This window comes from uncultured Lactobacillus sp. (genome assembly GCF_946477725.1).
Taxonomy (GTDB): domain Bacteria; phylum Bacillota; class Bacilli; order Lactobacillales; family Lactobacillaceae; genus Lactobacillus.
Map to the genome: position 1 here is coordinate 164,774 of NZ_CAMKZC010000001.1, position 26,923 is coordinate 191,696.

Sequence of the window (26,923 nt, forward strand, 5' to 3'; positions counted from 1 at the left end):
AATAGTAATTTTTTGTTTGTAATTTTTTTAACTAGTTCTAATTATTGTTATTAATTGAAATCGCTTATTAAAAGTTAGAAAAATCCTTTATTCTTTTGTGTTAGAAAAAAGTACTTTGTCCTTGACAAAGTACTTTTAAATTTACTATTCTTAATGATAGTAAAAAAGATGTTATTTTTAATAAAAATAACAGAAGTAATTAAAAATAAAATTATTAATTTTTAAGCTGTTTGAAGAATTGATTGAGAGATGGATTCTACGTTAAACTGACTAAAATATTTTATTTCATGTTTTTATTTGGCAGGATTTTTGTCTATAGCTTAATAGTGTAATACTAAATTTTTGCTAAATAAAGCTTTTTATCTAGAGGTACAATGATGAACGATATTCCCGAAGACAAATCTATTGAATTAACAACTGACTACCAGAACCATAGCATTAATATGGCTTTTTCAGATAATCTAACAGATGATTCTGAACGTGGCTATATTCTATCAGCTGCTTTCTTTTCATTTTGTGCAGCTCAAGGCTTAAGTAAAGAAGAATTAAGTGATATGGTTTCAACTTACTATGATGAGTTTTTGAATAATGAGGATTAACTGCTCATTACATTTGTGTGCTTAAATATATTTCACCTGTGGCAATACCAGTTCTAGAAGCTGGTCTAAAAAATACGTTTAAAGTTAATCAAGGAAAAAATCAAAATGGCTAGAAAAAAAGAAATAGGAAAAAGTAAGATCTTAAATATTGCTTATAAAATGGTTGTTAAGGATGGAGTTGAAAGCTTAACGGCCCGCAGCATTGCTAAGGCTGGCCATTTTTCTACTCAGCCTTTGTATCTTGAATTCGATAGTATGGACGATTTACGCCAAGAGGTTTTGCGTAAAATTGCAGACAACTTAAAGAATAAAATTTTACAGAAAAGCTATATTGCTGAACCATTGATTGACATGGATTTATCGTATATTGATTTTGCCCAAGAACAAGAGAACCTCTTTAAAGCAATGTTTGTTGAAGGTAAGTGTGGCAATGAAATAATCGCTGATACTTTAATAGATTTTGGAACTGAGAAATTTAAAGAGCAATATCCGGATAGTAAGTATTCTGCAGAAAAAATCAGAAGTATTATTATTGCTAACTGGATAACTACTTGTGGAATTGCTTCATTAATAGTTAATAAAATTGCGACTTTTTCTCAAACACAAATTATCAACGTTTTAAAGGCACAAATTAATGATGCAATTTTAAACGACTGGCTTAGCAAGAAAAGTAATGTTTCTCTGTTTAAGACAGAGGAAAAATACAATTAAAGCCCCGAAATAGTTTTTACTACTTACATAGTGTAAGCAGGATAAGCTATACGAAAGTATTAAATTATTAAAGCTATCTGAAATCAGGAACATGTTAAAAAGATACGGATATGCTATAATTAACAATGAAATTAGTTTCCTGAAAGGTGGTTTTTATGAAAATCCTTGCATTATCTGGCTCAAATGCCAAAAATTCATTTAATGAGGCATTGCTTAAATTTATTTCTAAGCGTTTTGCCGACAGGTATGATTTTAAGCTGACAACAGTTAAAGGGTTGCCAATGTTTAAAGAAGGTGAAGATGCCCCAGAAGCAGTTCAAGCCTTAAGTAAAGAAATTGAAGATGCCGACTTGGTATTAATCGGTTCTCCTGAACAACAACACTCTGTTACCAGTGCTTTAAGTAGCGCGCTTGAGTGGCTATCTTGTGTAACTCACCCATTTAAGGGTAAGCCAGTTGCTATTGTTTCAACTTCACCAATGCCACAAGGTGCTTCTCGTTCACAAAGTCGTTTGAAGAGTCTGTTTTTAGCACCTGGTTTTGGGGCTAAGGTCTTCAATGGTGATGAATTCATGATGGGTGTTGCACCAACTCAATTTGATGATAATGGTGACTTGAAAGATGAAGAAACCGTTAAATTCTTAGATCACTTTTTCGATGAAGTTGATAGTTGGTACGCACAAGTAACTAAATAGGAGGGCTGAGAATGAAAATATTAGCAATTGTTGGTACAAATGCACCCTTTTCATATAATCGCTTTTTAGCACAATTTATTGCCAAGCATTATAGTGATAAAGCAGATATTGAAGTTAAAGAAGTCGACAAATTGACACCTTTCTGCAGAACAGAAATGGCTGATGATACTATCAAGGCTTGGATCGAAGACGTTAAGAGTGCTGATGGTATTGTAATTACTACTCCAGAATATGATCATACAATTCCTGCTGCTTTAAAGAGCAGTCTTGAATGGTTAGGTTCACACGCTGGTCCTAACGTTATGAAGATGAAACCCGTTGCTATTGCTGGTGCATCATATGGTTCACAAGGTACTGGCCGTGCCCAAGAAGATATGCGTGAAATTTTGCTTTCACCTGATATGAGTGCAAATGTTTTACCAGGCAATGAAGTTTTAATTGGTCAAGCTCCAGATAAATTCAACAAAGAAACTGGTGAATTGACTGATGAAGCAACCATCAAGCAATTAGATGGTATGATGGACAACTTCTTTAAGTTTGTTGAGCAAGCACATAAATAAACTTTTGCTAGATTAACTGGCAGAGAGTAAAATAACCGGATAGGGGTATCCTATCCGGTTATTTTTTTGAAAGGAAGTTGGCATGACTGAACCTGTCATTTTACCTGTAAAATCTGTTCGTAATCCGCGTGATTTGGGTGGCTATATTGGCTTTAACGGACATCAGATTAAGTTTCATCGCTTACTACGCACTGGTAACATAAGTAAAATAACGCCAGAAGATGAACAGTTTTTACTTAATTATGGTCTGACTAAAATTATTGATTTGCGCTCTCCGGCAGAATGTAAAGCTAATTCTGATAAAAGCATTCAGGGCGTTGCCCATTATGAATTTCCCTTATCGGCAGATGATAATACCGGTGGTAAAGGTTTGGATATGAGCAGGGAATTTGAGCAATACCGCAAGGATCAATATGCTGGTTTTTATATGATGTGTCAAAGATATCATGATCATATCAGTAATCAATTTTCTCAGAATAATATTCATCAAATTGTCAGTTTAATTGCTGCTACGACTGATGGCGCAGTTTTATATCATTGTTCAGAAGGTAAGGACAGGACGGGATTAGTCACAGTAATACTGCTTTATATTTTAGGCGTGGATTTAGAAACAATTCGCCAAGATTACCTTTATTCCAATATAATGCTCAACGATTACCGTAAAGTTCGCGATGCCCGATTTAAAAAGGCCGGTGAAAATGATAAATTTCGGGCCAACATGCGTATTTTAGGTTCAGTTGCCAACGCGTATTTTGATACCAGCTTGATTACCATCAATGAAGATTTTGGTGGGATTGATTCCTATATTAATAAGCAATTAGGAATTGACCAGCAAATGCAAGAGAAAATAAGAAAGAACTATTTGGAAAATTAGGGATAAAATAATGATTAAAAATTTGGCTTTAGAACAAGAAGTAGGACAGCATCATGCCCTAGGTACAGCAATCACTTTACAGGTTTTTGGTGCTCGTGATAAAAGCGTGATTAATGATTCCTTTGCTTTGATCGACCATTATGAAGACTTATTGACAGTTAATCGTGATGAATCAGAAGTAATGGATGTTAATCATGCTGCAGGTAAGCACCCCGTTCAAGTTTCAAGCGGTACCTATGATTTAGTTAAATTGGCGGTAGAAAAAAGTCGGGAAAATTTTGGCTTCAATGCTCTGATAGGCCCGGTTGTTAAGTTATGGGCAATTGGTTTTAAAAACGCTCACGTTCCTACTGCTGAGCAAATTAAGGAAAGAATGGCACTAATTGATCCGTTTAAAGTTGACCTAGACGATACTGATCAAACTATTTTTTTGCAAAAAGAGGGCATGGAATTAGACTTAGGCGGTATTGCTAAAGGCTGGATTGCCGATCGTATCAAAGATTACTGGCGGGCTTACGGAGTTCATGCCGGAATTATTAATCTGGGTGGTAACATTTTACTTGTTGGCGACTCACCTAAAAGGACTAGTGGTCAGTGGTCAGTAGGAGTACAGGATCCCAAAGAGCCTCGTGGCAATAATATTGCTTCGGTGATGGTACCAGAATGTTCTGCAGTTACCAGCGGAACTTATGAACGTTATTTAGAAGTTGACGGTCATAAATATCACCATTTGATTGATCCGCGAACTGGTTATCCGGTTGAAACTGATTTAGCCGGCGTGACTACTTTTACCAAGTATTCAGTTGAAGCTGAAATCGAATGTAAGAGATTGTTTTTTGCAGGTAAGCCGGTTGCTGGTTGGCATGATGATCCTGACCGCATTGGAGCAGTTTTTGTTTATAACGATGAACACGTTGAGTATGATAACTTTCAAAAGTAATAAAAAAGTGCCTCTAAGGCACTTTTTTAATTACAATTTAAATATTTGTAAGGTAAGTATATTATTTTAACGAGAGAGCTTTATGGCAAAATTCTGCTTGAATAGCACTCTTTGGTACCCAGGCAATTGCACCATGATCATAATTCATGTTCTTGCCACCAGTACCCGCTTTATCAAACTTGGAGTAATAAAGGGGATCATAAACCAAGAACTTGTCTTTCTTGTAGCCGGTGATAACTTTGCAGTGATTGCGCTTGTAATCGCCAGCTTTTTGATATGAAGAAAAGCCATAGTATAACACTGGCTTGCCAGCCTGAATATACATTTTAAGATCATCAACAGTTAGTTTTTTACTGGAAATATTAATAATTTTTTTGCCCTTTTTAAAAGTCCGGGCATATTTAGCTAGGGCACCTGGGCTAATTACGTAGCCAAAACCGACGCCAGTATAAACATTCCCCTTTTGTCCGCCTTTAACTGGTTGCATTGGTAAATTATTTTGAATTTTTGTAAGCAAACTAGTGGTAATTTTCTGTCCCTGAGAACCTAACAGCATCGCAATTGAGGCTCCTGCACAGCCCCACGGGGTTTTAACAGGAACATATTGACTGACATATGGCGTCTTTTCAATTGTTTTAGCTTGCTTAGGAGTAGCTACAGCTTTTTTATTAATGTAGCCAATGGCCTTCATACCCTTTTTGTTAAGCCAATAGTATGTTTTGCCATTGTGGATAAATTTTTTATTGACATTAAATGTTTGGTGAAAATAATTCTTGGCTGCTTTCTTCTTGGTAAAATTATCAAGATAAATACCATAATTCTTTTTAACAATTGCTACTTTGAAAGTTTTGACTTTTTTGGCAGTGGCATTAGCAGGCTTTTTATTCTGAGTCGCGGCAGCCGGGACATTGGTTTCGGTTTTACCTGTTTCTTTGTCTGTCTTTTGGTCTTCTTGCGACTTTTGTGTCTCAGACTCTTTATTTACTTGATTATGGTCCTGCTTTAATTGCTTATTTTGAGATTCTGTTTCTGCGCTAACTGTTTTGGTCAGATTGTTACTGAAAACAGGTGCTGCAAGAATAACAGCTGCAGAAATAGTTGCAATTTTCTTTAAGGTTAATTTACTTTTCAATTTATCCTCCTAATTTTTCTTATTCAAAATACCTTCATAACAAGTTTACTACAACAAATGGCAAATATATGACAAAAAATTATGTGGATTTCTATTATTAGTAGAAGTGTATATAACATAATTACTCAAATTATTTTAGTTAAAGATCGAAGTAAACTTTTGCTAATTGATAAACAAAAACAGCGTCTAAACTAACAAGTTTAAACGCTGATGACTATTTTATTTAATTTAGGCAGCAGTTCTACTGATACTAAAGATACTGTTGAACAACCCGTTGGATAAGCCAGGTGTGTTATAAATGATGAAACGAATAAATGATGAATCTAAAGTTTGCTGGATAAACCACGGATTTTGCAGAGCATTAAGCATTGACAGGATAATGTAAACGAAGAAATAACTGGCAAAAAAAGATACGACAGCACCCAAAACGCTATCTAGTAAATTGCCAAAGTTAGTTGCATGGGGATTTTTATTAGGTACCCAGCCTTTAAAAATCTTAACAACCATTTTGCCAAAAAAGACAATGATAAAAAATGCCAAAAAACGAAAGAGCATTAAGTTGGTTCCAGGAGTTAAAGTGGTTTGAATATTTTGCCCGGTAATCTGACTGTAGAGCCAATTGCCAACAGGATTTTGAAACAGAATAGCTGTAATGAAGACAATGGCAGCAAATATCAGATTAATAATTAATCTAGTGAAGCCCGTTTGAAATCCTTTGTAGGTTTTTAGTGTCAAATAAGCCAGTACAATTAAAGTAACAATCATATTTATCTCCTTTGACGATATTATAGCTTAATTTATGCGTTTAGACTTTGACGACAGTCGAAAAATATTTCATAATTAAAGGGATGCATTGACTTTACATTAAGCCAATTTTAGCGTTAAATTTAAAGGGTGTGAAACAAGGTTTCACGGGTGAAAAATGAATCCTGAACAGTTCGTCCAAGAATTATCAAAACGTAATTTTAAATTAAATGAAAAACAAATCAACCAATTTAACCAATACTTTACCAGTCTGATTGAGACTAATAAAAAAGTTAATCTTACGCGGATAACAGAAAAAGATGAGGTTTATCTAAAGCATTTTTGGGATAGTATCACACCTCTTTTCACCTTTGGTTCAGTATTAAAAGGGGCTGATACTTTATGTGATGTTGGTGCCGGTGCCGGTTTTCCTTCTATTCCTTTAAAGATTATGCTGCCTGAATTAAAGGTTACGATCATCGATTCTCTGGGCAAACGGTTGAATTTTTTACAGAGCTTAATCACCCAGTTAAATTTAGAAAATGTTACCTTGGTTCATGGCCGTGCCGAAGACGTGGGGCAAAATAAACAGTATCGTGAACAATTTGATGTTGTGACTGCCCGTGCTGTTGCTAACATGGCCGTTTTAAGTGAGTATTGTTTGCCGTTAATTAAAGAAAGTGGCAATTTCATTGCTCTCAAGGGACCAAAAGCTGAAGACGAACTGAAATCAGCTCAGAAAGCCTTAAAAGTTTTAGGTGGTAAGGTCATTGCAGTTAAAGAATTACAATTACCTCGAAGTACCGAAGAGCGCACTTTGGTTCTGATAGAAAAAGTACAGGCTACGCCTAAGAAGTATCCGCGGCAGGCAGGAACTCCGCACCGCAAACCAATTCATTAAACAGGGGGACTCAAAATGTCATTATTTTCTTCTTTACGTCATCATGAAGAAATACCTAAAAATAAACAAATTCAGGATATTGAGCTAAGTAAAATAAAACCCAATTCTTTTCAGCCGCGGCACCAGTTTTCTGAAGAATCAATTCATGAATTGGCATCAACCCTTGATAAAGACGGGTTATTGCAACCAATTGTTGTACGTGAAAAAGAGGGCAATTATGAAATTATTGCTGGTGAGCGCAGACTGCGAGCTGCAAAGCAGCTCGCTTGGACAAAAATACCGGCAATAGTTAATAACATGGATGATAGCCAGGCTGCATCATTGGCTTTAATTGAAAACCTGCAAAGGGAAGATTTAAATCCGATTGATGAAGCACAGGCTTATAGTAATCTTATGAAACTAAATAACTTGACTCAAACTACCTTGGCCCAAAATATTGGCAAGTCACAATCTTATGTTGCTAACAAGTTGCGCCTTTTAAAGTTAACACCGAAGGTACAAAGTTATTTGGCCAGTGGTGAAATTTCGCCACGTCATGGTCGCTGTTTGGTGGGACTAAGTGAGAAAGATCAGGGCCGTGTCTTAGATGAAATACTTGCAAATAACCTGAATGTTAGCGATACCGAAAAAATCGTTAAAAATGTTGAGCAGTATTTTGCAGGCAAAAAAGTTAAGGATAAAGAAAAAGAGCAGGCAGAACAAACAAGACGAGCAGCCAATCGTATCCCTAAAGATTTAAAAGTACAAATTAATACAATTAAAAAGGCAATTAAACTTGCTCAACAGTCTGGCATCAAGGTTAAGTTCAAAGAAAATAATGATCCTGATGATTATATGATTACGATTGAATTGAAAAGAAAGTAGGAAGGCATGGAAAATATGGTGAGTGTAATTTCAGTTGCTAACCAAAAAGGTGGCGTCGGTAAAACGACAACAACTATAAATTTAGCGGCTTCGATTGCGGAACGCGGTTATCAAGTCTTAATTGTCGATATTGATCCGCAGGGTAATGCGACCTCTGGCCTGGGGATTGAAAAATCTGCTATTGATCAAGATATTTACAGCGTTTTGATTAATGATGTTCCCCTTAAAGATACGATTTTCCATACTTCAACTAAGCGGCTGGATTTAGTTCCGGCGACTATCAATTTGTCTGGAGCCGAAACAGAACTAATCAGTATGATGGCCAGAGAAACACGCTTGAAGTCAGCTTTAGATTCAATTAGCGACAATTATGATTTTATTTTTATTGATTGTCCGCCTTCATTAGGACAATTATCTATCAATGCTTTTACGGCATCTGATTCAATTTTAATTCCCGTTCAAAGTGAGTACTATGCTATGGAGGGGCTTAGTCAGCTGCTTAATACCATCCGCTTAGTGCAAAAACACTTTAATAAAGATTTAGGTGTTGAGGGCGTTTTGCTGACCATGCTGGATGCGCGGACTAATTTAGGTGCAGAAGTAGTAAAAGAAGTACGTTCTTATTTTTCTGATAAGGTTTATAAAACTATTATTCCGAGAATTACTAAGCTAGCTGAAGCACCTAGTTATGGAGAAGCAATTACTGAATATGCTCCTAATTCACGTGGTGCTGAAGTTTATGATGATTTAGCTAAGGAGGTGTTAAAGAATCATGGTAAGAAACTCAAGAAATAAAGATACTAAAAAACATGGTGGTTTAGGTCGGGGAATTGAAGCCTTGTTTGAAGACGAACCGCAAATTGAAGATAATGAAGAAGAAATTCAGGATTTAAATTTAAGCGATATCAGACCTAATCCTTATCAACCACGTAAAAACTTTGATGACAAGTCTCTTAAAGAATTGGCTGATTCGATTAAAGAAAATGGTGTTTTTCAGCCAATTATTGTGCGTAAGTCGGTGAAAGGCTATGAAATTATTGCTGGTGAGCGCAGATTTCGTGCTTCAAAACTAGCAAAAAAGACTACTATACCTGCCATTGTCCGTGACTTTAGCGAAAGCCAGATGATGGAAGTTGCCGTTTTAGAGAATCTGCAACGTGAGGACTTAACGCCTCTTGAAGAAGCTCAGGCATACGAAATGTTGCAAAAAAACCTGGGCTTGACCCAAGAAGAAGTTTCAAAAAGAATGGGTAAGTCCCGTCCTTATATTGCTAATTACTTGCGTCTTCTGACACTTCCTAATAAAACTAAGCACTTGTTACAGCACGGTGAACTGTCAATGGGACAAGCCAGAACGCTTTTAGGCTTAAAGAATAAGGACAAAATTGATGAAGTAGCTAAGCAGGTCGTTAAGGAAGGGATGCCGGTACGCAAAGTTGAGGCACTGGTAGCCAACCTTAATTCTAAGAAGCCGCGCAAAAAAGCAGTGCACAAATCGCCCTTTATTCGTGCTACTGAACATCAATTAGCTGATAAGCTGGGTTCAACTGTTAATATTTCCGCCAGCAAAAAAGGTAGTGGTCATTTGTCAATTGGCTTCTCTTCAACAGAAGAGCTGAACAGAATACTCGATGTGCTGGGAGTCGACCTTGATGAATAAAGAAATTGCTTATGGTTTGGCAGATACGGTATTGATGAAAAAACCACATGCTTGTAAAACTAATGACTGGGAAGTTCTGCGTTTAGGAGCTGATATCAGGTTAAAGTGCATGGGGTGTGGCCATATCGTAATGATGCCGCGTTCAAAGTTCGCGCATAACTTAAAAAAAGTTTTAACTAAGGCTAATGATCCGGTTAATATTAAAAATACGCTTTATGTGCCTAAAAAAGAAATAGCACGGCCGGATATTAATCAAGAAAATAACTGATTTTGTTAAAGAAAGAGGATAAAAATGTCATTAACTGCTGGGATTGTTGGATTGCCTAACGTTGGCAAGTCAACTTTGTTTAACGCAATTACTAAAGCGGGTGCGGAAATGGCCAACTACCCGTTTGCAACGATTGAGCCTAATGTCGGAATGGTTGAAGTTCCGGACAAGAGACTGGCTCGAATTCAGGAACTGATTCCGGCTAAGAAAATTGTTCACACTACTTTTGAGTTTACCGATATTGCTGGATTAGTTAAGGGCGCTTCAAAAGGTGAAGGTCTGGGTAATAAATTCTTGGAAAATATTAGGCAAACGGATGCAATTATCCATGTTGTTAGGGCCTTTGAAGATGATAATATTACTTCCGTCACTGGTAAAGTAGATCCGGAAGAAGATATCAACACTATCAACTTGGAATTGGCAATTGCGGATCTTGATGCCGTTAATCGCCGCATTAATAAGGTAAAAAAGATTGCTCAGCAAAATGACAAAGAGGCTAAAGCAGAGTTCAATGTTTTGCAAAAAATCAAGCCGGTTTTAGAAGAAGGCAAAGCTGTCCGTTCAATCAGTTTTAATGACGATGAGCAAAAAATTGTTAAGGGCTTGTTCTTGTTAACGGATAAGCCCGTCATCTATGTAGCTAACATCGCTGAAAGTTCAATGGCTGATCCGGAAAAAGACCAGTACTATCAAATAGTTAAAAAACATGCGGAAAGTGAAAATGCGGAATGTTTAGGTATATCTGCTGCAACTGAAGAAGAGATTGCCGGCTTGGATGATGATGAAAAAGCTGAGTTCTTAGAAGCAGAAGGTGTAACAGAGTCAGGTCTTGACCGTTTAATCCGTGCAGCCTACCACATTTTAGGCTTGAGGACTTTCTTTACGGCTGGTGGCCCTGAAACACGGGCATGGACTTTTCATAAGGGAATGAAGGCTCCGCAAGTTGCGGGAGTTATTCACTCTGATTTTGAGCGGGGATTTATTCGCGCTGAGGTAGTTTCATTTACTGACCTTGATCAATATGAAACTATGCAAAAGGTTAAAGAAGCTGGGAAGCTACGTCTTGAAGGCAAGGATTATGAAGTTCAAGATGGGGACATTATTGAATTTAGATTTAACGTTTAGGAAAAAATAATGGCAGAAAAGAAAACTGAAGAACAAGCTAAGATAGATACTAATAAGCAGGAAAAGTTAAAAGAAAAAGTAATTAATCAGAATAAGGATGATGAAGTCAAGCAAATGCAGCCTGCTGAGTTGCGTAAGCAACTCAGTAACAAGAACTCTGACTATGTTTTTCGTTTGCAAAAAGAACTAGAAACACAGGGTAAAATGAGTCATGAAGATGCACAAAAAAGAGTGGATGAGCTTTTAAATGACTTGGTAATTGCACAACGTCATGGTCAACCAGCCAGCACGTATTATAATATGTCGCCTAAGCTTAAGGCTGCTGACATGTTAAAGCCCAAAAAGAAAAAGGCTTCAGATATTCCATTTTGGCAATACGCTACGGATAATGCCTTGTTTTATGTTGCTATTTTCTTTGGTCTCTTTGGACTAATTGGTTTGTTCCAAAAGAATGACAAATATAATTCACAGATGGGTGTATTAACATTATTAATTGTCGGTGCTTCACTAGGCGTTTTCATGACTAAATATAATGATTGGGTTTTACCTAATGGCAGTAAAAATCGTAAAATTCCGTGGTCAAAATTAATCTGGGGTTTTGTTTTACTGATGGGAATGCTCTTTATCTGCTTTGGCGTATTAGGTCTTCCTGCATTACAAGTGATCAACCCGGCTTTGCCAGGAGTATATAACTTAATTATTGCTGCGGTAGCGTATGGCATTCGCTGGTTGTTCCGCCGGCATTATGAAATTATTGGTTCCGCCTTTTCGCCAGCTGATAAGAGCAAATAGATGCTTTTTGTCAAGAAAAGCGCTATACTTAGATAACTATATGTTTTAAAGGATAAATAGATTTATTATGAATCTATTTATCCTTTTTAAACTGAATACACGTAAAAGAACGCATTAATAAATTAGAAAGAGGTATTTAATGATTAACACTCTGCGAAAGTCAATCAGGCAGTATAAAAAACTGTCTTTGCTGTCGCCATTATTTGTTACTGGTGAAGTTATCATTGAAATGTTAATACCGTATTTAGTTGGTATATTAATAGACAATGGCATTATGAAGGGAAATATGTCATATATCACTAAAACTGGTGTTATTTTACTGGTGTTAACAGTTGTTTCACTTGTTTTAGGTTCTGGTGCCAGTTATGCCTCTGCTCACGCTGCTTCTGGTTTTGCAGCTAACTTGCGTAAAGATATGTTCTATCATGTGCAAGATTATTCATTTGAAAATATTGACAGGTTTTCCAGTGCAAGTCTAGTTACGAGGATGACTACTGATGTTAATAACATTCAAATGTCCTATCAAATGCTGATTAGAATAGCAGTCCGGGCACCAATGATGTTGCTAGTCTCAATTATCATGTCAATAATAGTTAGTCCACAATTGTCACTTGTTTTTGTCGTGATTGCACCAGTTTTCGTAATCCTTTTAGGCTTGGTAATTAAAAGTGCCAGCAAATATTTTCCTAAAATCTTCCGCGGTTATGACCGCATGAACCAGGTTGTGAGGGAAAATGTTCGCGGCATTCGCGAAGTTAAGACTTATGTGCAAGAAGAAGCGCAAACTGTCAAGTTTAAAAAATCAGCTGGTTTTATTTATAGACTTTTTGCTACAGCTCAGAAGATCATGTCTCTTAACTCAATGATTGTCATGGCTGTTTTGAATATTTCTAATTTAGCTATTTGCTGGTTTGGTGCTAAGGAAATTGTGGGTGGCAGTTTACAGACTGGTCAATTAATTTCAATGTTCTCTTATTCCAATTCTGTCTTAGGCAGCTTGAATATGCTGGCTATGATCATTACTCAGCTGGTAGTTTCAGGAGCCAGTGGTCACAGGGTTGCTGCGGTTATTAATGAAAAGCCCTCAATTGAGAATCCACGTAAACCGTTAAAGCATGTGAATAATGGAGAAGTAATTTTTGATCATGTCAACTTTAAGTATGACCCAGATGATAAGGAACTGGCTTTAAGTGATATTAACTTAAATATCAGGCCAGGTGAAACAATCGGCATAATTGGTCGTACGGGGTCATCAAAATCTACATTAGTTTCTATGATTCCGCGGCTTTACGATACCGATTCCGGAGCGGTGCGTGTATCGGGACATAACGTTAAGTCCTATGACTTAAAGACGTTGCGTGATAATGTTGCCATGGTTTTACAAAATAATGTCCTGTTTTCAGGCACTATCAAGGAAAACCTCAAATGGGGCAATGAAAATGCAACAGATGAAGAAATTATCGCTGCCTCAAAAATTGCTCACGCTGATGACTTTATTCGTGAAATGCCAGATCAATACGACACCATGGTTGAACAGGGCGGAAATAACGTTTCTGGTGGGCAAAAGCAAAGGATCACTATTGCAAGGGCATTGCTCAAAAAGCCGAAAATCTTGATACTTGATGACTCTACTTCAGCAGTAGATACACAGACTGAGCGTCAAATTCGGGAAGCCTTGGCAAAGGATATGCCCGATACCACCAAAATTATTATTTCTCAAAGAATTGTGTCAATTAAAGATGCAGACAGGATAATTGTAATGGATGAAGGCAAAATTCAGGATATCGGGACACATGAAGAGCTATTGCAGCGTAATGATTTATACAACTCAATTGCTAAGTTTCAAGAAGAACAGAAGAAGTAGGTGATTAATTTGGATAAAGCAGTAGAAAATAAAAATAGCCAAAATACTGGTAAGCGTTCCACAATTTTATGGCGTCTGCTTAAATTAGTTGCCAGTACAAGTCCTTGGATGCTGATTGCTTCAACGGTTGCAATAATTTTAACAGCTGCAGCAAACGTTTTAGGTTCACTATTTATTGAACGTTTGATTAATGTTTACATTATTCCCTTAACTAAAGAAGCCCAGCCAAATTTTGGTCCGCTTTTACATGCAATTGCAGTTATGTTTGGTTGCTATGCCATAGGCTTTATTTCTAATTATCTTTTTGCTGTGTTAATGGCAGTTTTAGCCCAGAAAGTACAATATAGAGTGCGGCTTGAAATGTTTGAGCATATGGAAAAGCTGCCAATTTCCTATTTTGACGAAAATGATTATGGCGACATCATGAGTTGCTATACTAATGATATTGATACCTTGCAACAAATGATTTCACAATCAATTCCGCAGTTTATGAATTCTGCGTTGAACCTCATTTTTGTTTTGGGTGCCATGCTGGCTTTAAGTTGGCAATTAACTATCTTTACCTTGATTGTTTTTGCACTCTCTATTATAATCGTCCGTTTTTTAACCGTTCGCTCCGCTCATTATTTTCAATTGCAACAAAAAGAATTGGGTCAAGTTAATGGTTACAATGAAGAAATGCTTAATGGTCTTAAGGTAATAAAGGTCTTTAGCCATGAACCTGAAGTTGAAGAAGACTTTGATGCCTATAATGAATCTTTAAAAGTAGCCTCTGGTAAAGCTCATACGTATGCCACAATTTTGTTCCCTATTATGGGTAACATGGGCAATTTGCTATACGTCTTAATTGCTATTTTAGGTGGAGCAGTTGCTATTAACCGTATTGCCCCACTTTCATTAGGTGTCATTGGTGCTTTCTTGCAATTATCTAAGCAATTTGCAATGCCAATAGCCCAGATTTCACAACAATTAAATTCTATTGTAATGGCTTTAGCGGGCGCAGAAAGAATCTTTAAGTTAGAGGATCAACCCGTTGAAATTGATGATGGTGATGTCACTATTACCAAGGATGAAAATGTTAAGGGTGCCTGGCATTGGAACGTACCACAAAAAGATGGCTCTGTTAAGAAAGTCACAGTTAAAGGACATATCGTCTTTGATCATGTTAATTTTGGCTATACGCCGAATAAACAAATTTTGTACGACATTTCTATTGACGCTAAGCCAGGTATGAAAGTAGCCTTAGTTGGTGAAACCGGTGCTGGTAAAACGACGATTTCTAATATGATTAATCGTTTTTACGAAATTAATTCTGGTACGATTACTTATGATGGTATTCCCATTAGTAGAATTAAGAAGGATGATTTGCGTCAGTCTCTGTCAATTGTTTTACAAGACACGCATATGTTTACCGGTACGGTGATGGACAATATTCGTTTTGGCAATACCGATGCCAGTGATGATGATGTATATCAGGCAGCACACTTATCTCATGCTGATGAATTTATTCATCATTTGGATGAAGGTTATAAAACAATCATTGATGGCAATGGCGGAGACTTATCTCAAGGACAAATGCAGCTGCTTAGTATTGCACGAGCAATGATAGCAGATGAACCAGTGATGATTTTGGATGAAGCCACTTCAAGTATTGATACCCAAACGGAAAAACTGGTACAAGCTGGTATGGATAACTTGCTTGCTGGTCGTACTAGCTTTGTCATAGCTCACCGCTTGTCTACGATTGTTAATTCAGACCTAATTCTGGTGCTTGATCATGGCCATATTATAGAGGCCGGCAATCACGAACAACTTCTAAAGAAGAAGGGTTATTACTACGAGTTATATACTGGTAAAAAAGAAATAGAATAGATGTACTTAAAATATTCCTGGTCCTATAGACTGGGAATTTTTTTGCTTTAAATAATGGTGTAAGCAATAATTACTTTTTAATCATTAGTTTGTGTTATGGTAAAATAAATGAATTTTATTAGGTTTAACACTATTAATATAATTTGGCTATAATTCAAATTTTAAAAGATAATAAAGGAATTAAGCTATGAATCAAATTATCCAGATTTTAAGCCAGCGCAAAGGTGATTTGGGAGTTGCTTTATTGCAACACCTGCAAATATCGTTAGTTTCGTTGCTGATTGCAATGGTGATTGCCATGCCTTTAGCCTTTTGGGCTGTAAAACACACTAAAATAGCAGAGGTATTATTGCAAGTTGCCAGCATTTTACAGACCATTCCGTCACTAGCACTGCTAGGTTTATTAATTCCACTCGTTGGGATTGGAACAGTGCCTGCCGTGATCGCTTTAGTGGTATATGCACTATTACCGATTTTTCAGAACACATACCTGGGATTAACTGAAATTGATCCGGCACTAGAAGAAGCTGCTGACGCATTCGGTATGTCACGCATGCAAAAATTACTTAAGGTGGAGTTGCCTTTAGCTATGCCGACAATTATTTCTGGTATTAGAACGGCCTTAGTTTTAATTATCGGTACTGCCACCATGGCAGCTTTAATTGGTGCTGGAGGCTTGGGCAGTTTTATCTTATTAGGAATTGACCGCAACAATACCGGACTAATTGTAATTGGTGCCGTTTGCTCTGGCGTTTTGGCGATTACGTTAAGCGCGCTCATTAAGTGGCTGGAACATGCATCAGTTAAAACAGCTTTGGGAATATTAGGAGTTAGTGTCATCTTCTTAGCAGGAAGTGGAATTTATCAAGCTGTTGCCAGTCAGAAAGAAACAGTTACAATTGCCGGCAAGTTAGGTTCTGAACCAGAAATTTTGATTAACATGTATAAAGAGTTAATTGAACAAGACGATCCACACGTTCAAGTGACGTTGAAACCTAATTTTGGTAAAACTACCTTTTTATATACTGCTTTGAAAAACAATAAAATAGATATTTATCCAGAATTTACGGGAACTGTTTTAGAAACCTTCGCGAAATCTCCGGTTAAAACTGCCGGTTTGTCTGAAAAAGAAACCTATGAAAAAGCAAAGAAATTAATGAATAAACAGGATAAGCTTACTTTGCTTAAGCCTATGACGTACGATAATACATATGCCCTAGCAGTTAAAACTTCGTTTAAAAAGAAAAATCGTTTAAGAAAAATCAGTGATTTGGCTAATATCACCAATCAGCTAAAAGGAGGAATGACATTAGAATTTATTGATCGTGGTGATGGGTTCAAGGGTATTAAGAAATTATACAAGATTGATTTCCCTGTTAAGTCAATGGAGCCGGCCTTGCGTTACCAGGCAATTAATCAGAATAAAGTTAACATTGTTGATGCCTATTCAACTGATAGTGAATTGCGCCAATATCATTTGACTATTTTAAAAGATGACAAGCATAATTTTCCCATTTATCAGGGCGCTCCTTTGATGACCAATGATTTTGCCCGCAAGCATCCGCAAATTATCCGCAGCTTGAATAAGCTGGCTGGCAAGATTTCCGAAAAGCAGATGCAGGAAATGAACTATGAAGTTAATATTAAAAATATGGATCCTGGACAAGTAGCACATCATTTTTTAGTAAAACAGCATTTGCTTAAGGAGAAGTAAGATGACTTCAGCGATTAAATTTGAGCATGTAAATAAAACTTTTGTTAATAAAGTAGTGGTTAACGATCTTAATTTGGATATTCAGCAAGGCGAACTTTTCGTTTTGGTAGGAAATTCAGGCAGTGGAAAAACTACCTCGATTAAAATGATTAACCGTTTGGAAGATCCTAGTACGGGCCAGATTTTTGTCAATGAGCGGCCTACGACTGATTATAACGTTCAAAAATTGCGCTGGAAAATTGGCTATGTTTTGCAACAAATTGCTCTTTTTCCCAACATGACTGTTGCTAAAAATATTACTTTGATTCCGGAAATTCAAGATGCTAAAGCTGATCTTACGGAAATGGCGGCAAATTTATTGGAAAAAGTGGGACTAAATCCCCAAGAGTATGCTCACCGTTATCCTCATGAACTGTCTGGTGGTGAACAACAAAGAATTGGCATTTTACGCGCGATTGCGTCAAAGCCTCCGATTGTTTTAATGGATGAACCCTTTAGCGCCCTGGATCCACTTTCCCGCGCAAATTTACAAGAACTAGTTATTAATTTGCACAAGCAGCTGCATAATACAATTTTATTTGTGACGCATGATATGAATGAAGCCCTGCACTTAGCTGACAGGATTGGCGTTATGAAGGATGGCAAATTATTACAGGTCGATCAGCCACAAGAAATCTTACGCCATCCGGCAAACAATTTTGTCAGGGACTTTTTTAAAGGCAGCTTAGGGAACAATTTATATGAAACACCATTAAAGCAAGCAGCCTTATTTAATGAATTTAAGCAAACTAGTTCTAATTCGCTGGCAGCAATGCCTGTAATTAATATTAATGAGAAAATTGCTGTTTTGCTGGAATTATTGAATCATCAAAATGAAGTTGCCGTACAAAATAATAATGGAGAATATTTAGGCTTCATTGATCGCCAGTGGCTGATTAAATATTTGAACAATATTAATAGTTTAAAATAGGAAATAAGCTGGGAACTGTCCAGCTTTTTTAATAAAACGATAAAATTATGCTTGAATATTAGTAGTTTATTACAAAATTGACTAAAATATTAGACATAGATTCTGCTAAACTATATTTAGTGGAATAATGAAATAAACCGAAAATAATCAATAGATAAAAGAAGGGAAATTAGCCCTATGAAAATTTTAGTTGTTGACGATGATAAAGAAATCGTCGAGCTGTTAAGTATTTATCTTAAAAATGAAGGTTATACTCCAGTTGTTGCCTATAGCGGCAAAGAAGCAATTACGAAATTAACTACGACGCCAGATATTGCATTAATGATCTTGGACATCATGATGCCTAATATGAGCGGAATTGATGTTATCAAAGAAGTACGCAAAGATTCTGATATCCCAATTATTATCGTATCAGCCAAGACTGGTGATATGGATAAAATTCAAGGCTTGATTACTGGAGCAGATGACTATGTTTCTAAGCCGTTTAATCCTTTAGAAGTAATGGCACGAGTTCGTTCACTTTTGCGTCGTAGTCAAAAGCAGGTTAAGGATGATGAACCAGATATTTTAGAAGTGGGACCACTGATTATTAACCGTGATTCACATGAAGTTAAGACAATTGATGGTAAAGACATTCAGTTGACTGCCTTAGAATTTGGCATTTTATACTTGCTTGCCAGTCACCCTAACCGGGTATTTTCAGCGGATGAGATTTTTGAACGGGTTTGGCAACAGGAATCCATAGTTTCTGCTAAAACCGTTATGGTTCATGTTTCACACCTGCGTGACAAAATTCAATCGGCAACGGGTGGTGAAGATGTTATTCAGACCGTCTGGGGAGTAGGCTATAAAGTTGAGGCTTAACTAGATGAAAAAAGAAAGGGTCAAGCTGACAGCCGCGGAAAAAAGTGAGCTGTTTGCTGAAGGCGTTATAACGGTAGTTTTAGAGCTACTATTGAACCTGTCAGTGATTATTTTGATCAACTTGACAATTTTACAAGATAAAAACCTGGTTAACGGGATTTATTTTCTAAAAAAGACCATTACTTTTGCTGGCGGCCGCCACTTATGGTCCTGGCAGAATACCTTTATTATTTTCATGGGTATTGGTGATTTAATCGTTCTGTACTGGCGCTTAATTCGGCGCTATCATCAAATGCAGTTAAGACATGTTATTTCTGAACTGCATTATATTGCTAAGGGACATTTTGACCATACAATTTCTTTTAAAGTCAAAACTGATTTGCAAAAAGTAATTGATTCAATTAATTCGTTAGTGGATAGTACAGTAAATGCGATTAATGAAGAAAAAGCGATTGAAAAGTCAAAGGACGAACTGATTAGCAATGTTTCTCATGATATCAGAACGCCTTTAACTTCTATCATCGGCTATTTGGGTTTACTGAAATCGGGGGTGTCAAATCCAGCAGATCAACAAAGATACCTTAATATTGCATATATGAAGGCTGAACAAATGAAATCGCTTGCTCATGATTTGCTTGAGTATACAACGTTAAAATCAACTAGTACCAAATTAAATTTGTCTTCTTTACATATTTTTTCTATGTTAGAGCAGGTTGCCGCGGGGTTTGAATTCGAGGGTCAGGAAAAAGGGATAGTATTTAATATAGAAGCAAGACCTAAGAATTTAACCATTCAAGCTGATGCGGAAAAGCTGGTACGTGTTTATAATAATCTCATCACTAATGCGCTCAAGTACGGTACAGGTGCAACACAAATTAATTTAATTGCTAATTTAGTTAATAACAATGAAGTTGAGTTACGAGTGGAAAACAACGGTGCTCAAATTCCCGAAGATTCGTTGAAAAAAATATTTGAACGTTTTTACAGAGTCGAAGGCTCCCGTAATACCCAAACGGGTGGTACGGGGCTAGGTCTATCAATTACCAAAAGTATTGTTGATCTTCATCAGGGCAAAATCCGCTGTGAATCTGACAAAGATTGGACCCGTTTCATTATTTGCCTGCCTTTAAACTTAAAGAGTGAAAAAACTCCAGCATAGCTGTGGTATAATTTTGACTGAGATAATAAATAGAGGAGTATAGCATGAGTATTTCTTTAAATACCTGTATTTTAATTTTAAAAGAACACCATCTGCTTAAATCGAGTGCTGTCCAAGATACTATATCTTCTAAGATGGAATATGTGTCGTATGACTCGCGTGACGTTCATACCAATACATTGTTCTTCTGTAAAGGTGCTGGTTTTCGCCCCACTTATTTGTCAATGGCAAAGGCGAATGGTGCTAATTGTTATGTAGCAGAGCAACCCTATCCGGAAGGTAAGGGAATGCATGCACTGATTGTGCGCAATGTTTCCAAAGCGATGGCGTTATTGTCTGCGGCATTTTTCCGTTTCCCGCAAGACGATTTATATTTAATAGCTATTACTGGTACTAAAGGCAAGACTACAACGGCCTACTTTTTAAAAGGGATGTTAGATCAGGTAAACGGTGGTAAAACGGCGTTAATTTCATCAGTCAACACAGTTGTGGGACCTAAAAAAGATGATACTTTTAAGTCAAGCTTGACTACACCTGAATCACTTGATTTGTTCCGTGATATGCGAATAGCTGTAGACAACGGAATGACGCATATGGTTATGGAAGTTTCCAGTCAGGCCTATAAGAAGAATAGGGTATTTGGACTGACCTATGATCTGGGCTTTTTCTTAAATATTACACCTGATCATATCGGACCCAATGAGCATCCCAATTTCGCTGATTATTTACATTGTAAGTTGCAGCTGCTGGTTAATGCCCGTAAATGTATTATTAACGCTCAGACTGATCATTTTCCTGAAGTTTATGCTGCGGCCATGACTACTACAGATCCAGACAGTATTTACTTATTTGCTGACGAGAAATTTACTAATCCGGATCTGAAGCAGACCATCGATTTTCGTTTTTCGACCCAAGAGCTTGATATGTCACGGACTAGGTTTCAGGTGTTGTGTGTTACCAGCAAAGCCAAGCAGCTCAAAATAGCTGGCGATTACCAGTTAAAGATGTTAGGTGATTTTAACGAATCTAACGGTACTGCCGCAGTAATTGGTGCAGGACTGGCCGGAATGAATTATGACGATGCTGCTAAAGGTATCAGTCAAGTTACCGTCCCTGGAAGAATGCAAACAGAAGTTACCAAGAAGCACGGAGTAGTGGTTGTAGACTTCGCACATAATGAAGCTTCAATGATGGCTCTTATGGGCTTTATGCAACGCGAATTTAATAATCCCAAAATTATTGTCGTTGTGGGGGCACCTGGTGACAAAGGAGTTTCTCGTCGTCCCGGTTTTAGTAACAGTCTAAATGCCTACGCTGCTAAAGCCTTTCTGACAACAGATGATCCTGGCTTTGAAGATCCCATGGATATAGCACAGGAAATTGATGCCGGCATTGATCATTCTAAAGTTGATGTCACAATAGAGTTGGACCGTAAGAAGGCTATCCATGATGCAATCGGTATGTCCAAGCAGGGTGATGTTGTTCTGATCTGTGGTAAAGGTGAAGATAGTTATCAAAAGATCCGGGGAGTAGATACTCCTTATCCGTCTGATATTACAGTTGCACAACAGGTAATTGATGAACTTGAAGGGCAAAAAGAACATTTTAACGGTTAGAAAAGCAGGTATTAATGAAACATTTTTTTAGTATTATTGGCGGTATGGGTACGATTGCAACGGAAAGCTATGTCCGCATGATTAATCACCGTCTAAAGATTACCAAAGATCAGGACTATCTGAATTATATTTTGGTTAATGATGCCCAAATTCCTGACCGCACGGCTTATATCAAAGACCATAGCCAACCTAATTTTTTCAATGCTTTGCGTGATGATGTGCTCCAGCAAGCAACGTTAAAGCCCGATTTTTTCGTGATGCCCTGTAATACTGCACATTATTTTTATGATGACTTGGCTAAACTAACTGATATTCCTTTTTTACATATGATGCGTATTGCTGTTCATAAATTTGCAAGTGACTTTCCGCAGGAAAAAAAGATCGGTTTGATTGCTACAGAAGGTTCGATTTATGATCATCTGTACGAAGACGAAATTGAACAAGTTGGTCGTGAGGTAGAATTGGGTGGTCCTGAGATTCAACCACTGGTTACTGAGCTGATTTATTCCAACATTAAAGAAAAAGGCGTAGTTGATGGCAAACTTTATCACCGGATATTACGCACCATGCATGATCAATATGGTTGTAATGTAATTTTACTTGGCTGCACTGAATTATCTTTAGCTCAGGAAAAGGCGCCAGAACATCCATATAATGTTATTGATCCGCAAGTTATTATTGCTGATGTGGCAATTGAATTAGAACTAAAAATTCGTGCAGGAATGGATCCTAAGACTGCTATAGAGAAATATATGTATTAAATAAAGCGTAGGTTTAATGCAAATTAAAATAGACTAGTAATCAATTTGAATTATTAGTCTATTTATTTTTCCAAAAAATATTGACAATGTTTCTATTTGGTAGTAGTGTATTAGAAAAGTAATACAGTTGAAAATGGGAGGGTTAAAATGTTATATCTTTTGTATATAGTTATTGGCATACTGATAATTCTGACTACTAATTTAGCAGTAACAGCAATTTTGAGCATTAGAGATGCTTATCGCAATCATCTTAAAGATCAGTTGTCATTTGGCACTGCCTTTAAGAAATATTTTGGTAAAAACAACAATATCCCTCTTCATCTGTCTGATTGGAGACTATAAAAAATTATTTTATTTAAGTTTCTGCTTATCGTATATATAATTTTATAAAACAACAAATTGCTATTGCCGATATAGGATATCTATATTATACTGGAATAAGTTGAATACGGTTTCTTCGGGGCAGGGTGTAATTCCCTACCGACGGTGACAATTAATAATTGAAGTCCGTGACCCGCGTTTTGCGGTGGAACTAGTGTGATTCTAGTACCGACAGTTAAAGTCTGGATGGGAGAAGAACAAACAAGATTAGACAGAAAACTCGCGTCGTTATTAAGCTTCGCTGAAATCTTATTTGATGAATATAAATTAAGCCTCGTTGATAAAAGCAACGAGGCTTTTTAATGCTTAGGAAGTGAAATTAGTGCAGGACAAGGATTATATGGAAATGGCAGTTCAAGAAGCCTTGAAAGCTCAGGGAATGACTTGGACAAATCCTTTAGTTGGCGCAGTTTTGGTTAAAGACAATCAGGTTTTAGCAACCGGCTACCACCATCAATTTGGTAAGGAACACGCAGAAGTAAATACACTCTCACACTTAGCTGATCCCCAGCAGGCGCAAGGAGCCACCTTGTACGTCACGCTAGAGCCTTGCAGCCATTATGGCAAGCAACCTCCTTGTTGCAAAAAGGTCGCTGAAGCCGGAATCAAAAAAGTTGTTATTGGTCAGGTTGACCCTCATCAAATTGTAGCTGGCAAGGGTATTGAATATCTAGAAAGCCATGGGGTGCAAACTGAGATCATCGGTGGTACAGAAAATTTAAACGTTGCTTATAGCTTTTTTTATCACAAAAAGAGGCCTTTTGTGACGCTTAAATATGCAATGTCCATTGATGGCAAAATTAATGCCGCCGGGAAAACTAGAACAATTTTGACTGGGGATGCAGCTCAGGTGGATGTGCAAAAGTTGCGCTTGCAAAACCAAGCAATTTTAATTGGGGCAAATACTTTGCGAATAGACAATCCACTTTTAACGGTCAGAATTAAGAACTTACCCCAGCCACCTATTCGAATAGTGCTGACTAAAGATGCTAATCAATTAGATTTTAACAGTCGCATTTTTAAGACGCATGGTGAAATCTGGCTATTAAGTAGAACTGAACTGACTCAAAAAGTAGCTGAAAATGTTCGCTGCTATACTGCAGCTAAATGGACACCTTCAAAAATTGTGCAGCTTTTAGCCGACCACGAAATTCAATCATTATTAGTTGAGGGCGGCAGCAATGTCCAGAGTCAATTTGTAGCAGCAAATTTGGCTGACGAAATAGTGACATACATTGCTCCTTTAGTTTTAGGCGGTACTGCATTACCTGCTGTGTTTGGCCAGACTTTAGCAGAAAAGAGTGATTATCAACTTTTAGATGTTAAGAGATTCAATCAAGATGTCAGAATTCGCGTGAGGAGAAAAGAATGTTTACAGGAATAATTCAGACTACGGGAACGATAACTCGTTTGGAAATTAGTGAGCAACATGCAAGACTGGGTATTTGCGCTCCTAAATTAGTGCAAAAAGATTTGCCTTTAGGGGCAAGCATTGCCGTTAATGGTATTTGTTTAACCGTTACCGCTTGGAGCGATAATGACTTTGCAGTAGACGTGATGCCGGAAACAATGAAAAGAACTAATTTGGGCAATTTGCAAAAAGGTAGTTTAGTAAATTTAGAGCCTTCATTGTCTTTAAACGGAAAGCTTGATGGTCATATTGTTGCGGGGCATGTTGATACTACAGCAGAATTAATAAAACGGGATGAAAATGAGAATTCTCTAGAATTAGAATTTGCAGTACCACATAAGTATGATCCTTTTATTGTTGAAAAAGGCTCAATTGCCATTGATGGCATTAGTTTAACCGTGACAATGGCGCAAAATGATCATTTTGGAGTGAGCTTAATACCTTATACCATACAAAATACTACTTTGGCTCACTATCAAGTGCATGACAAAGTCAATATTGAAGTGGATATGATTGGTCGGTACGCTGTCAAACAAATTCAAGCTTGGAAAAAGGAATTTTAATGGAGGAAAAAAATGACGGAACAACTGAATGAAAAAATGCAAAAGGTGTTACAACATATGTTGACTGGAGGGTTGGTCATTGTGGCTGATTCGCCGCAACGTGAGTCTGAGGGGGATATGATTGGTTTGGCTGAAAAGGTAACGCCTCAAGCAGTTAATATGATGATTACTAAGGCACGCGGACTATTATGTGTGCCGATGAGTAAGGCATACGCTGACCGCTTGCAACTAAAACCAATTGAAACTGGTTCGAACGATACTTTTGGCACGGCTTTTACCCTTAGTGTTGACTCCACTGAAACCACTACGGGAATTTCAGCTTTTGACCGTGCTAAAACTATTAAAAAATTGGCTGATCCTAATAGCCAGTGGGCTGACTTTTATCATCCAGGTCATGTTTTTCCTTTGGTAGCTAAAGAAGGCGGTGTACTAGAACGGACAGGTCATACTGAAGCTGCTTTGGATCTGGCTAGATTGGCAGGAGTTGCACCTGTAGGCTTTATTTGCGAGTGCATTAAAAAAGACGGAACGATGGCCAGACGTAAAGACCTAAAGGCTTTAGCAGAAGGACTTGGTATTCCTTATTTAACTATTGAAGAGTTAATTGCATACCGCAAGAATATGGCAAATAAAGATTTGGCGATTGAATCATTTACAAAGGTTGATTTTCCTACCAAGTACGGTCACTTCCAGCTTGAAGGCTTCAGGGATAAAAAGCATCCTGAAAAGCAACCGACTTTGTTAATTAGTAAGGGTGAAGTAAAAAAAGGTGAGCCTCTTTTATTGCGACTTCACAGTGAATGTTTGACTGGGGATGTTTTTGGTTCTAAACGCTGTGATTGTGGCGCTCAGCTTGCCACAGCGTTAACTAAAATTGAAGAAAATGGTTCAGGAGCGGTTTTATACTTGCGTCAAGAAGGTAGGGGAATTGGTCTAGAAAACAAGTTACGTGCTTATAAGCTGCAAGACGAAGGTATGAATACAGTTGAAGCTAACCAGCACCTTGGTTTGCCGGTTGACGCACGCCGCTATAATGTTGCTGCTGAAATTTTAAGGCAAAAAGGCGTGAGCGAAGTTGAATTAATGACTAATAATCCGGATAAAGTAACGCAACTAGAAAACTATGGTATTAAAGTTGTCAAAAGAATACCTGTTGAAGTAGGCATGACCGCCGAAAATAAGAATTACTTGGCAACTAAAAAGCATGAAATGAATCATATTTTAAACGAGGTAGATTAACATGAAAGAAATTATTGGCAACATTGCTCAGGGACAGGATAAAAAGATTGGTATTGTCGTTGCTCAGTTTAATGGTGTGGTAACCGATCGTCTCCTTTCTGGAGCAGTGGCACAATTAAAAAAATCGGGCGTGAAAGATGAAAATATTGTGATTGTGAGAGTACCCGGTGCCTTTGAAATTGCTCGTACAGTCAACTGCCTGGCAAAGAGTGGCAAAGTCGATGGCATTATTGCTTTAGGAGCTGTAATTAGAGGCGAAACGGCTCACTTTACCTATGTTTGTGAAGGTACTACTTCTCAGCTAGCAGCTGCATCAGCCAATGGACCAGTTCCAGTCATGTTTGGTGTACTTATGACCGATACGGTTGCACAAGCAACTGATCGTGCCGGAGGTAAAGCAGGCAATAAAGGAGCTGAGTGTGCTACAGATGTCTTAGAAGTATTAAATATAGAAGAACAGATAAAGCAGCTATAATTTTTTAAGTGCACAATCCTAAATAAAGAAATAGCAAGTCATTTTTAGAAATAGAAGTGGCTTGTTTTTGGTCTTAGTAGTTTTAGCGGCCTGCTGTTTGCTTTTATTATTAGTTGATTGATCTTAAAATTATTAAGTCTAATTTTAAAAACATATATGCATATATTAT

At 37.3% G+C, this 26,923-nt stretch carries 28 protein-coding genes and 1 riboswitch; of the genes, 26 read left to right on the forward strand and 2 right to left on the reverse strand.

Features of this window, described 5'->3' with window-relative positions:
* Window positions 1–377: 377 nt before the first annotated feature.
* The 6 genes from Q0R51_RS00825 (at window position 378) to Q0R51_RS00850 (ending at window position 4,379) form a co-directional block, all read left to right on the forward strand.
* Window positions 378–599, forward strand: a complete 222-nt coding sequence (locus Q0R51_RS00825) for a hypothetical protein (protein ID WP_046324227.1) — start codon at window positions 378–380, stop codon at window positions 597–599.
* 105 nt (window positions 600–704) lie between these two features.
* On the forward strand, window positions 705–1,310 hold the full coding sequence (locus tag Q0R51_RS00830; RefSeq protein ID WP_122025605.1) for a TetR/AcrR family transcriptional regulator: 606 nt from the start codon (window positions 705–707) through the stop codon (window positions 1,308–1,310).
* A 155-nt stretch (window positions 1,311–1,465) separates the two neighbouring features.
* A complete protein-coding gene (locus tag Q0R51_RS00835; protein WP_046324229.1) occupies window positions 1,466–2,005 on the forward strand; it encodes an NADPH-dependent FMN reductase in 540 nt (179 codons plus the stop codon).
* 11 nt (window positions 2,006–2,016) lie between these two features.
* Window positions 2,017–2,565 (forward strand): NADPH-dependent FMN reductase, encoded by a 549-nt coding sequence (locus Q0R51_RS00840; protein ID WP_046324230.1) that lies wholly within the window; start codon window positions 2,017–2,019, stop codon window positions 2,563–2,565.
* Window positions 2,566–2,647: 82 nt separating this feature from the next.
* On the forward strand, window positions 2,648–3,439 hold the full coding sequence (locus Q0R51_RS00845; RefSeq protein WP_294756020.1) for a tyrosine-protein phosphatase: 792 nt from the start codon (window positions 2,648–2,650) through the stop codon (window positions 3,437–3,439).
* 10 nt (window positions 3,440–3,449) lie between these two features.
* Window positions 3,450–4,379 (forward strand): FAD:protein FMN transferase, encoded by a 930-nt coding sequence (locus tag Q0R51_RS00850; RefSeq protein ID WP_294756023.1) that lies wholly within the window; start codon window positions 3,450–3,452, stop codon window positions 4,377–4,379.
* Window positions 4,380–4,440: 61 nt separating this feature from the next.
* Here Q0R51_RS00850 and Q0R51_RS00855 read toward each other — a convergent pair whose 3' ends face one another.
* The gene (locus Q0R51_RS00855; RefSeq protein ID WP_294756026.1) at window positions 4,441–5,511 is read right to left on the reverse strand and encodes a C39 family peptidase; all 1,071 of its coding nucleotides are present in this window, start codon (window positions 5,509–5,511) and stop codon (window positions 4,441–4,443) included.
* A gap of 228 nt (window positions 5,512–5,739) precedes the next feature.
* The gene (locus Q0R51_RS00860; RefSeq protein WP_110445543.1) at window positions 5,740–6,276 is read right to left on the reverse strand and encodes a CvpA family protein; all 537 of its coding nucleotides are present in this window, start codon (window positions 6,274–6,276) and stop codon (window positions 5,740–5,742) included.
* A gap of 157 nt (window positions 6,277–6,433) precedes the next feature.
* On the opposite strand from Q0R51_RS00860, the gene rsmG reads away from it, so the two are divergent.
* The 20 genes from rsmG (at window position 6,434) to ribH (ending at window position 26,754) form a co-directional block, all read left to right on the forward strand.
* Entirely contained in the window at window positions 6,434–7,156 is a 723-nt protein-coding gene (rsmG, locus tag Q0R51_RS00865) for a 16S rRNA (guanine(527)-N(7))-methyltransferase RsmG (protein WP_294756028.1), read from the forward strand.
* Window positions 7,157–7,171: 15 nt separating this feature from the next.
* Window positions 7,172–8,020 (forward strand): nucleoid occlusion protein, encoded by an 849-nt coding sequence (gene noc / locus Q0R51_RS00870; protein ID WP_198202303.1) that lies wholly within the window; start codon window positions 7,172–7,174, stop codon window positions 8,018–8,020.
* Window positions 8,021–8,035: 15 nt separating this feature from the next.
* A complete protein-coding gene (locus Q0R51_RS00875) occupies window positions 8,036–8,815 on the forward strand; it encodes a ParA family protein (RefSeq protein WP_110445546.1) in 780 nt (259 codons plus the stop codon).
* The gene (locus Q0R51_RS00880) at window positions 8,793–9,680 is read left to right on the forward strand and encodes a ParB/RepB/Spo0J family partition protein (protein ID WP_110445547.1); all 888 of its coding nucleotides are present in this window, start codon (window positions 8,793–8,795) and stop codon (window positions 9,678–9,680) included. Before Q0R51_RS00875 ends, Q0R51_RS00880 begins: the two co-directional genes overlap by 23 nt.
* Window positions 9,673–9,948 (forward strand): DUF951 domain-containing protein, encoded by a 276-nt coding sequence (locus Q0R51_RS00885; protein ID WP_046324238.1) that lies wholly within the window; start codon window positions 9,673–9,675, stop codon window positions 9,946–9,948. Before Q0R51_RS00880 ends, Q0R51_RS00885 begins: the two co-directional genes overlap by 8 nt.
* Before the next feature lie 24 nt (window positions 9,949–9,972).
* Entirely contained in the window at window positions 9,973–11,073 is a 1,101-nt protein-coding gene (ychF, locus tag Q0R51_RS00890; protein ID WP_294756036.1) for a redox-regulated ATPase YchF, read from the forward strand.
* Window positions 11,074–11,082: 9 nt separating this feature from the next.
* Window positions 11,083–11,865, forward strand: a complete 783-nt coding sequence (locus tag Q0R51_RS00895) for a DUF1129 family protein (RefSeq protein WP_110445548.1) — start codon at window positions 11,083–11,085, stop codon at window positions 11,863–11,865.
* 139 nt (window positions 11,866–12,004) lie between these two features.
* Complete coding sequence (locus tag Q0R51_RS00900) at window positions 12,005–13,729, forward strand: ABC transporter ATP-binding protein (RefSeq protein ID WP_294756039.1); 1,725 nt, start codon at window positions 12,005–12,007, stop codon at window positions 13,727–13,729.
* 9 nt (window positions 13,730–13,738) lie between these two features.
* A complete protein-coding gene (locus tag Q0R51_RS00905) occupies window positions 13,739–15,601 on the forward strand; it encodes an ABC transporter ATP-binding protein (RefSeq protein WP_294756041.1) in 1,863 nt (620 codons plus the stop codon).
* Window positions 15,602–15,788: 187 nt separating this feature from the next.
* Complete coding sequence (locus Q0R51_RS00910) at window positions 15,789–17,315, forward strand: ABC transporter permease/substrate-binding protein (protein ID WP_294756043.1); 1,527 nt, start codon at window positions 15,789–15,791, stop codon at window positions 17,313–17,315.
* 1 nt (window position 17,316) lies between these two features.
* Window positions 17,317–18,285, forward strand: a complete 969-nt coding sequence (locus Q0R51_RS00915) for an ABC transporter ATP-binding protein (RefSeq protein WP_294756044.1) — start codon at window positions 17,317–17,319, stop codon at window positions 18,283–18,285.
* 177 nt (window positions 18,286–18,462) lie between these two features.
* Entirely contained in the window at window positions 18,463–19,149 is a 687-nt protein-coding gene (locus tag Q0R51_RS00920; protein WP_046324244.1) for a response regulator transcription factor, read from the forward strand.
* 4 nt (window positions 19,150–19,153) lie between these two features.
* Window positions 19,154–20,308 carry a cell wall metabolism sensor histidine kinase WalK gene (locus Q0R51_RS00925; protein ID WP_046324245.1) on the forward strand — a complete coding sequence of 385 codons (1,155 nt, stop codon included), beginning with the start codon at window positions 19,154–19,156 and terminating at the stop codon, window positions 20,306–20,308.
* A gap of 44 nt (window positions 20,309–20,352) precedes the next feature.
* Window positions 20,353–21,924: a UDP-N-acetylmuramoyl-L-alanyl-D-glutamate--2,6-diaminopimelate ligase gene (locus tag Q0R51_RS00930; protein WP_294756048.1), complete on the forward strand. Its 1,572-nt coding sequence runs from the start codon at window positions 20,353–20,355 to the stop codon at window positions 21,922–21,924.
* 14 nt (window positions 21,925–21,938) lie between these two features.
* Entirely contained in the window at window positions 21,939–22,685 is a 747-nt protein-coding gene (locus Q0R51_RS00935) for an aspartate/glutamate racemase family protein (protein WP_294756051.1), read from the forward strand.
* Between the two features lie 147 nt (window positions 22,686–22,832).
* Entirely contained in the window at window positions 22,833–23,027 is a 195-nt protein-coding gene (locus Q0R51_RS00940; RefSeq protein WP_294756053.1) for a hypothetical protein, read from the forward strand.
* Window positions 23,028–23,134: 107 nt separating this feature from the next.
* A riboswitch (FMN riboswitch) is annotated at window positions 23,135–23,268 on the forward strand.
* Between the two features lie 120 nt (window positions 23,269–23,388).
* Window positions 23,389–24,450, forward strand: a complete 1,062-nt coding sequence (gene ribD / locus Q0R51_RS00945; RefSeq protein WP_294756054.1) for a bifunctional diaminohydroxyphosphoribosylaminopyrimidine deaminase/5-amino-6-(5-phosphoribosylamino)uracil reductase RibD — start codon at window positions 23,389–23,391, stop codon at window positions 24,448–24,450.
* Window positions 24,435–25,040, forward strand: a complete 606-nt coding sequence (locus tag Q0R51_RS00950) for a riboflavin synthase (RefSeq protein WP_294756056.1) — start codon at window positions 24,435–24,437, stop codon at window positions 25,038–25,040. Before ribD ends, Q0R51_RS00950 begins: the two co-directional genes overlap by 16 nt.
* A gap of 12 nt (window positions 25,041–25,052) precedes the next feature.
* Window positions 25,053–26,279 carry a GTP cyclohydrolase II gene (ribA, locus tag Q0R51_RS00955; RefSeq protein WP_294756059.1) on the forward strand — a complete coding sequence of 409 codons (1,227 nt, stop codon included), beginning with the start codon at window positions 25,053–25,055 and terminating at the stop codon, window positions 26,277–26,279.
* Between the two features lies 1 nt (window position 26,280).
* Window positions 26,281–26,754, forward strand: coding sequence for a 6,7-dimethyl-8-ribityllumazine synthase (gene ribH, locus Q0R51_RS00960; RefSeq protein ID WP_174794869.1), 474 nt, complete (start codon window positions 26,281–26,283; stop codon window positions 26,752–26,754).
* Window positions 26,755–26,923 lie beyond the last annotated feature (169 nt).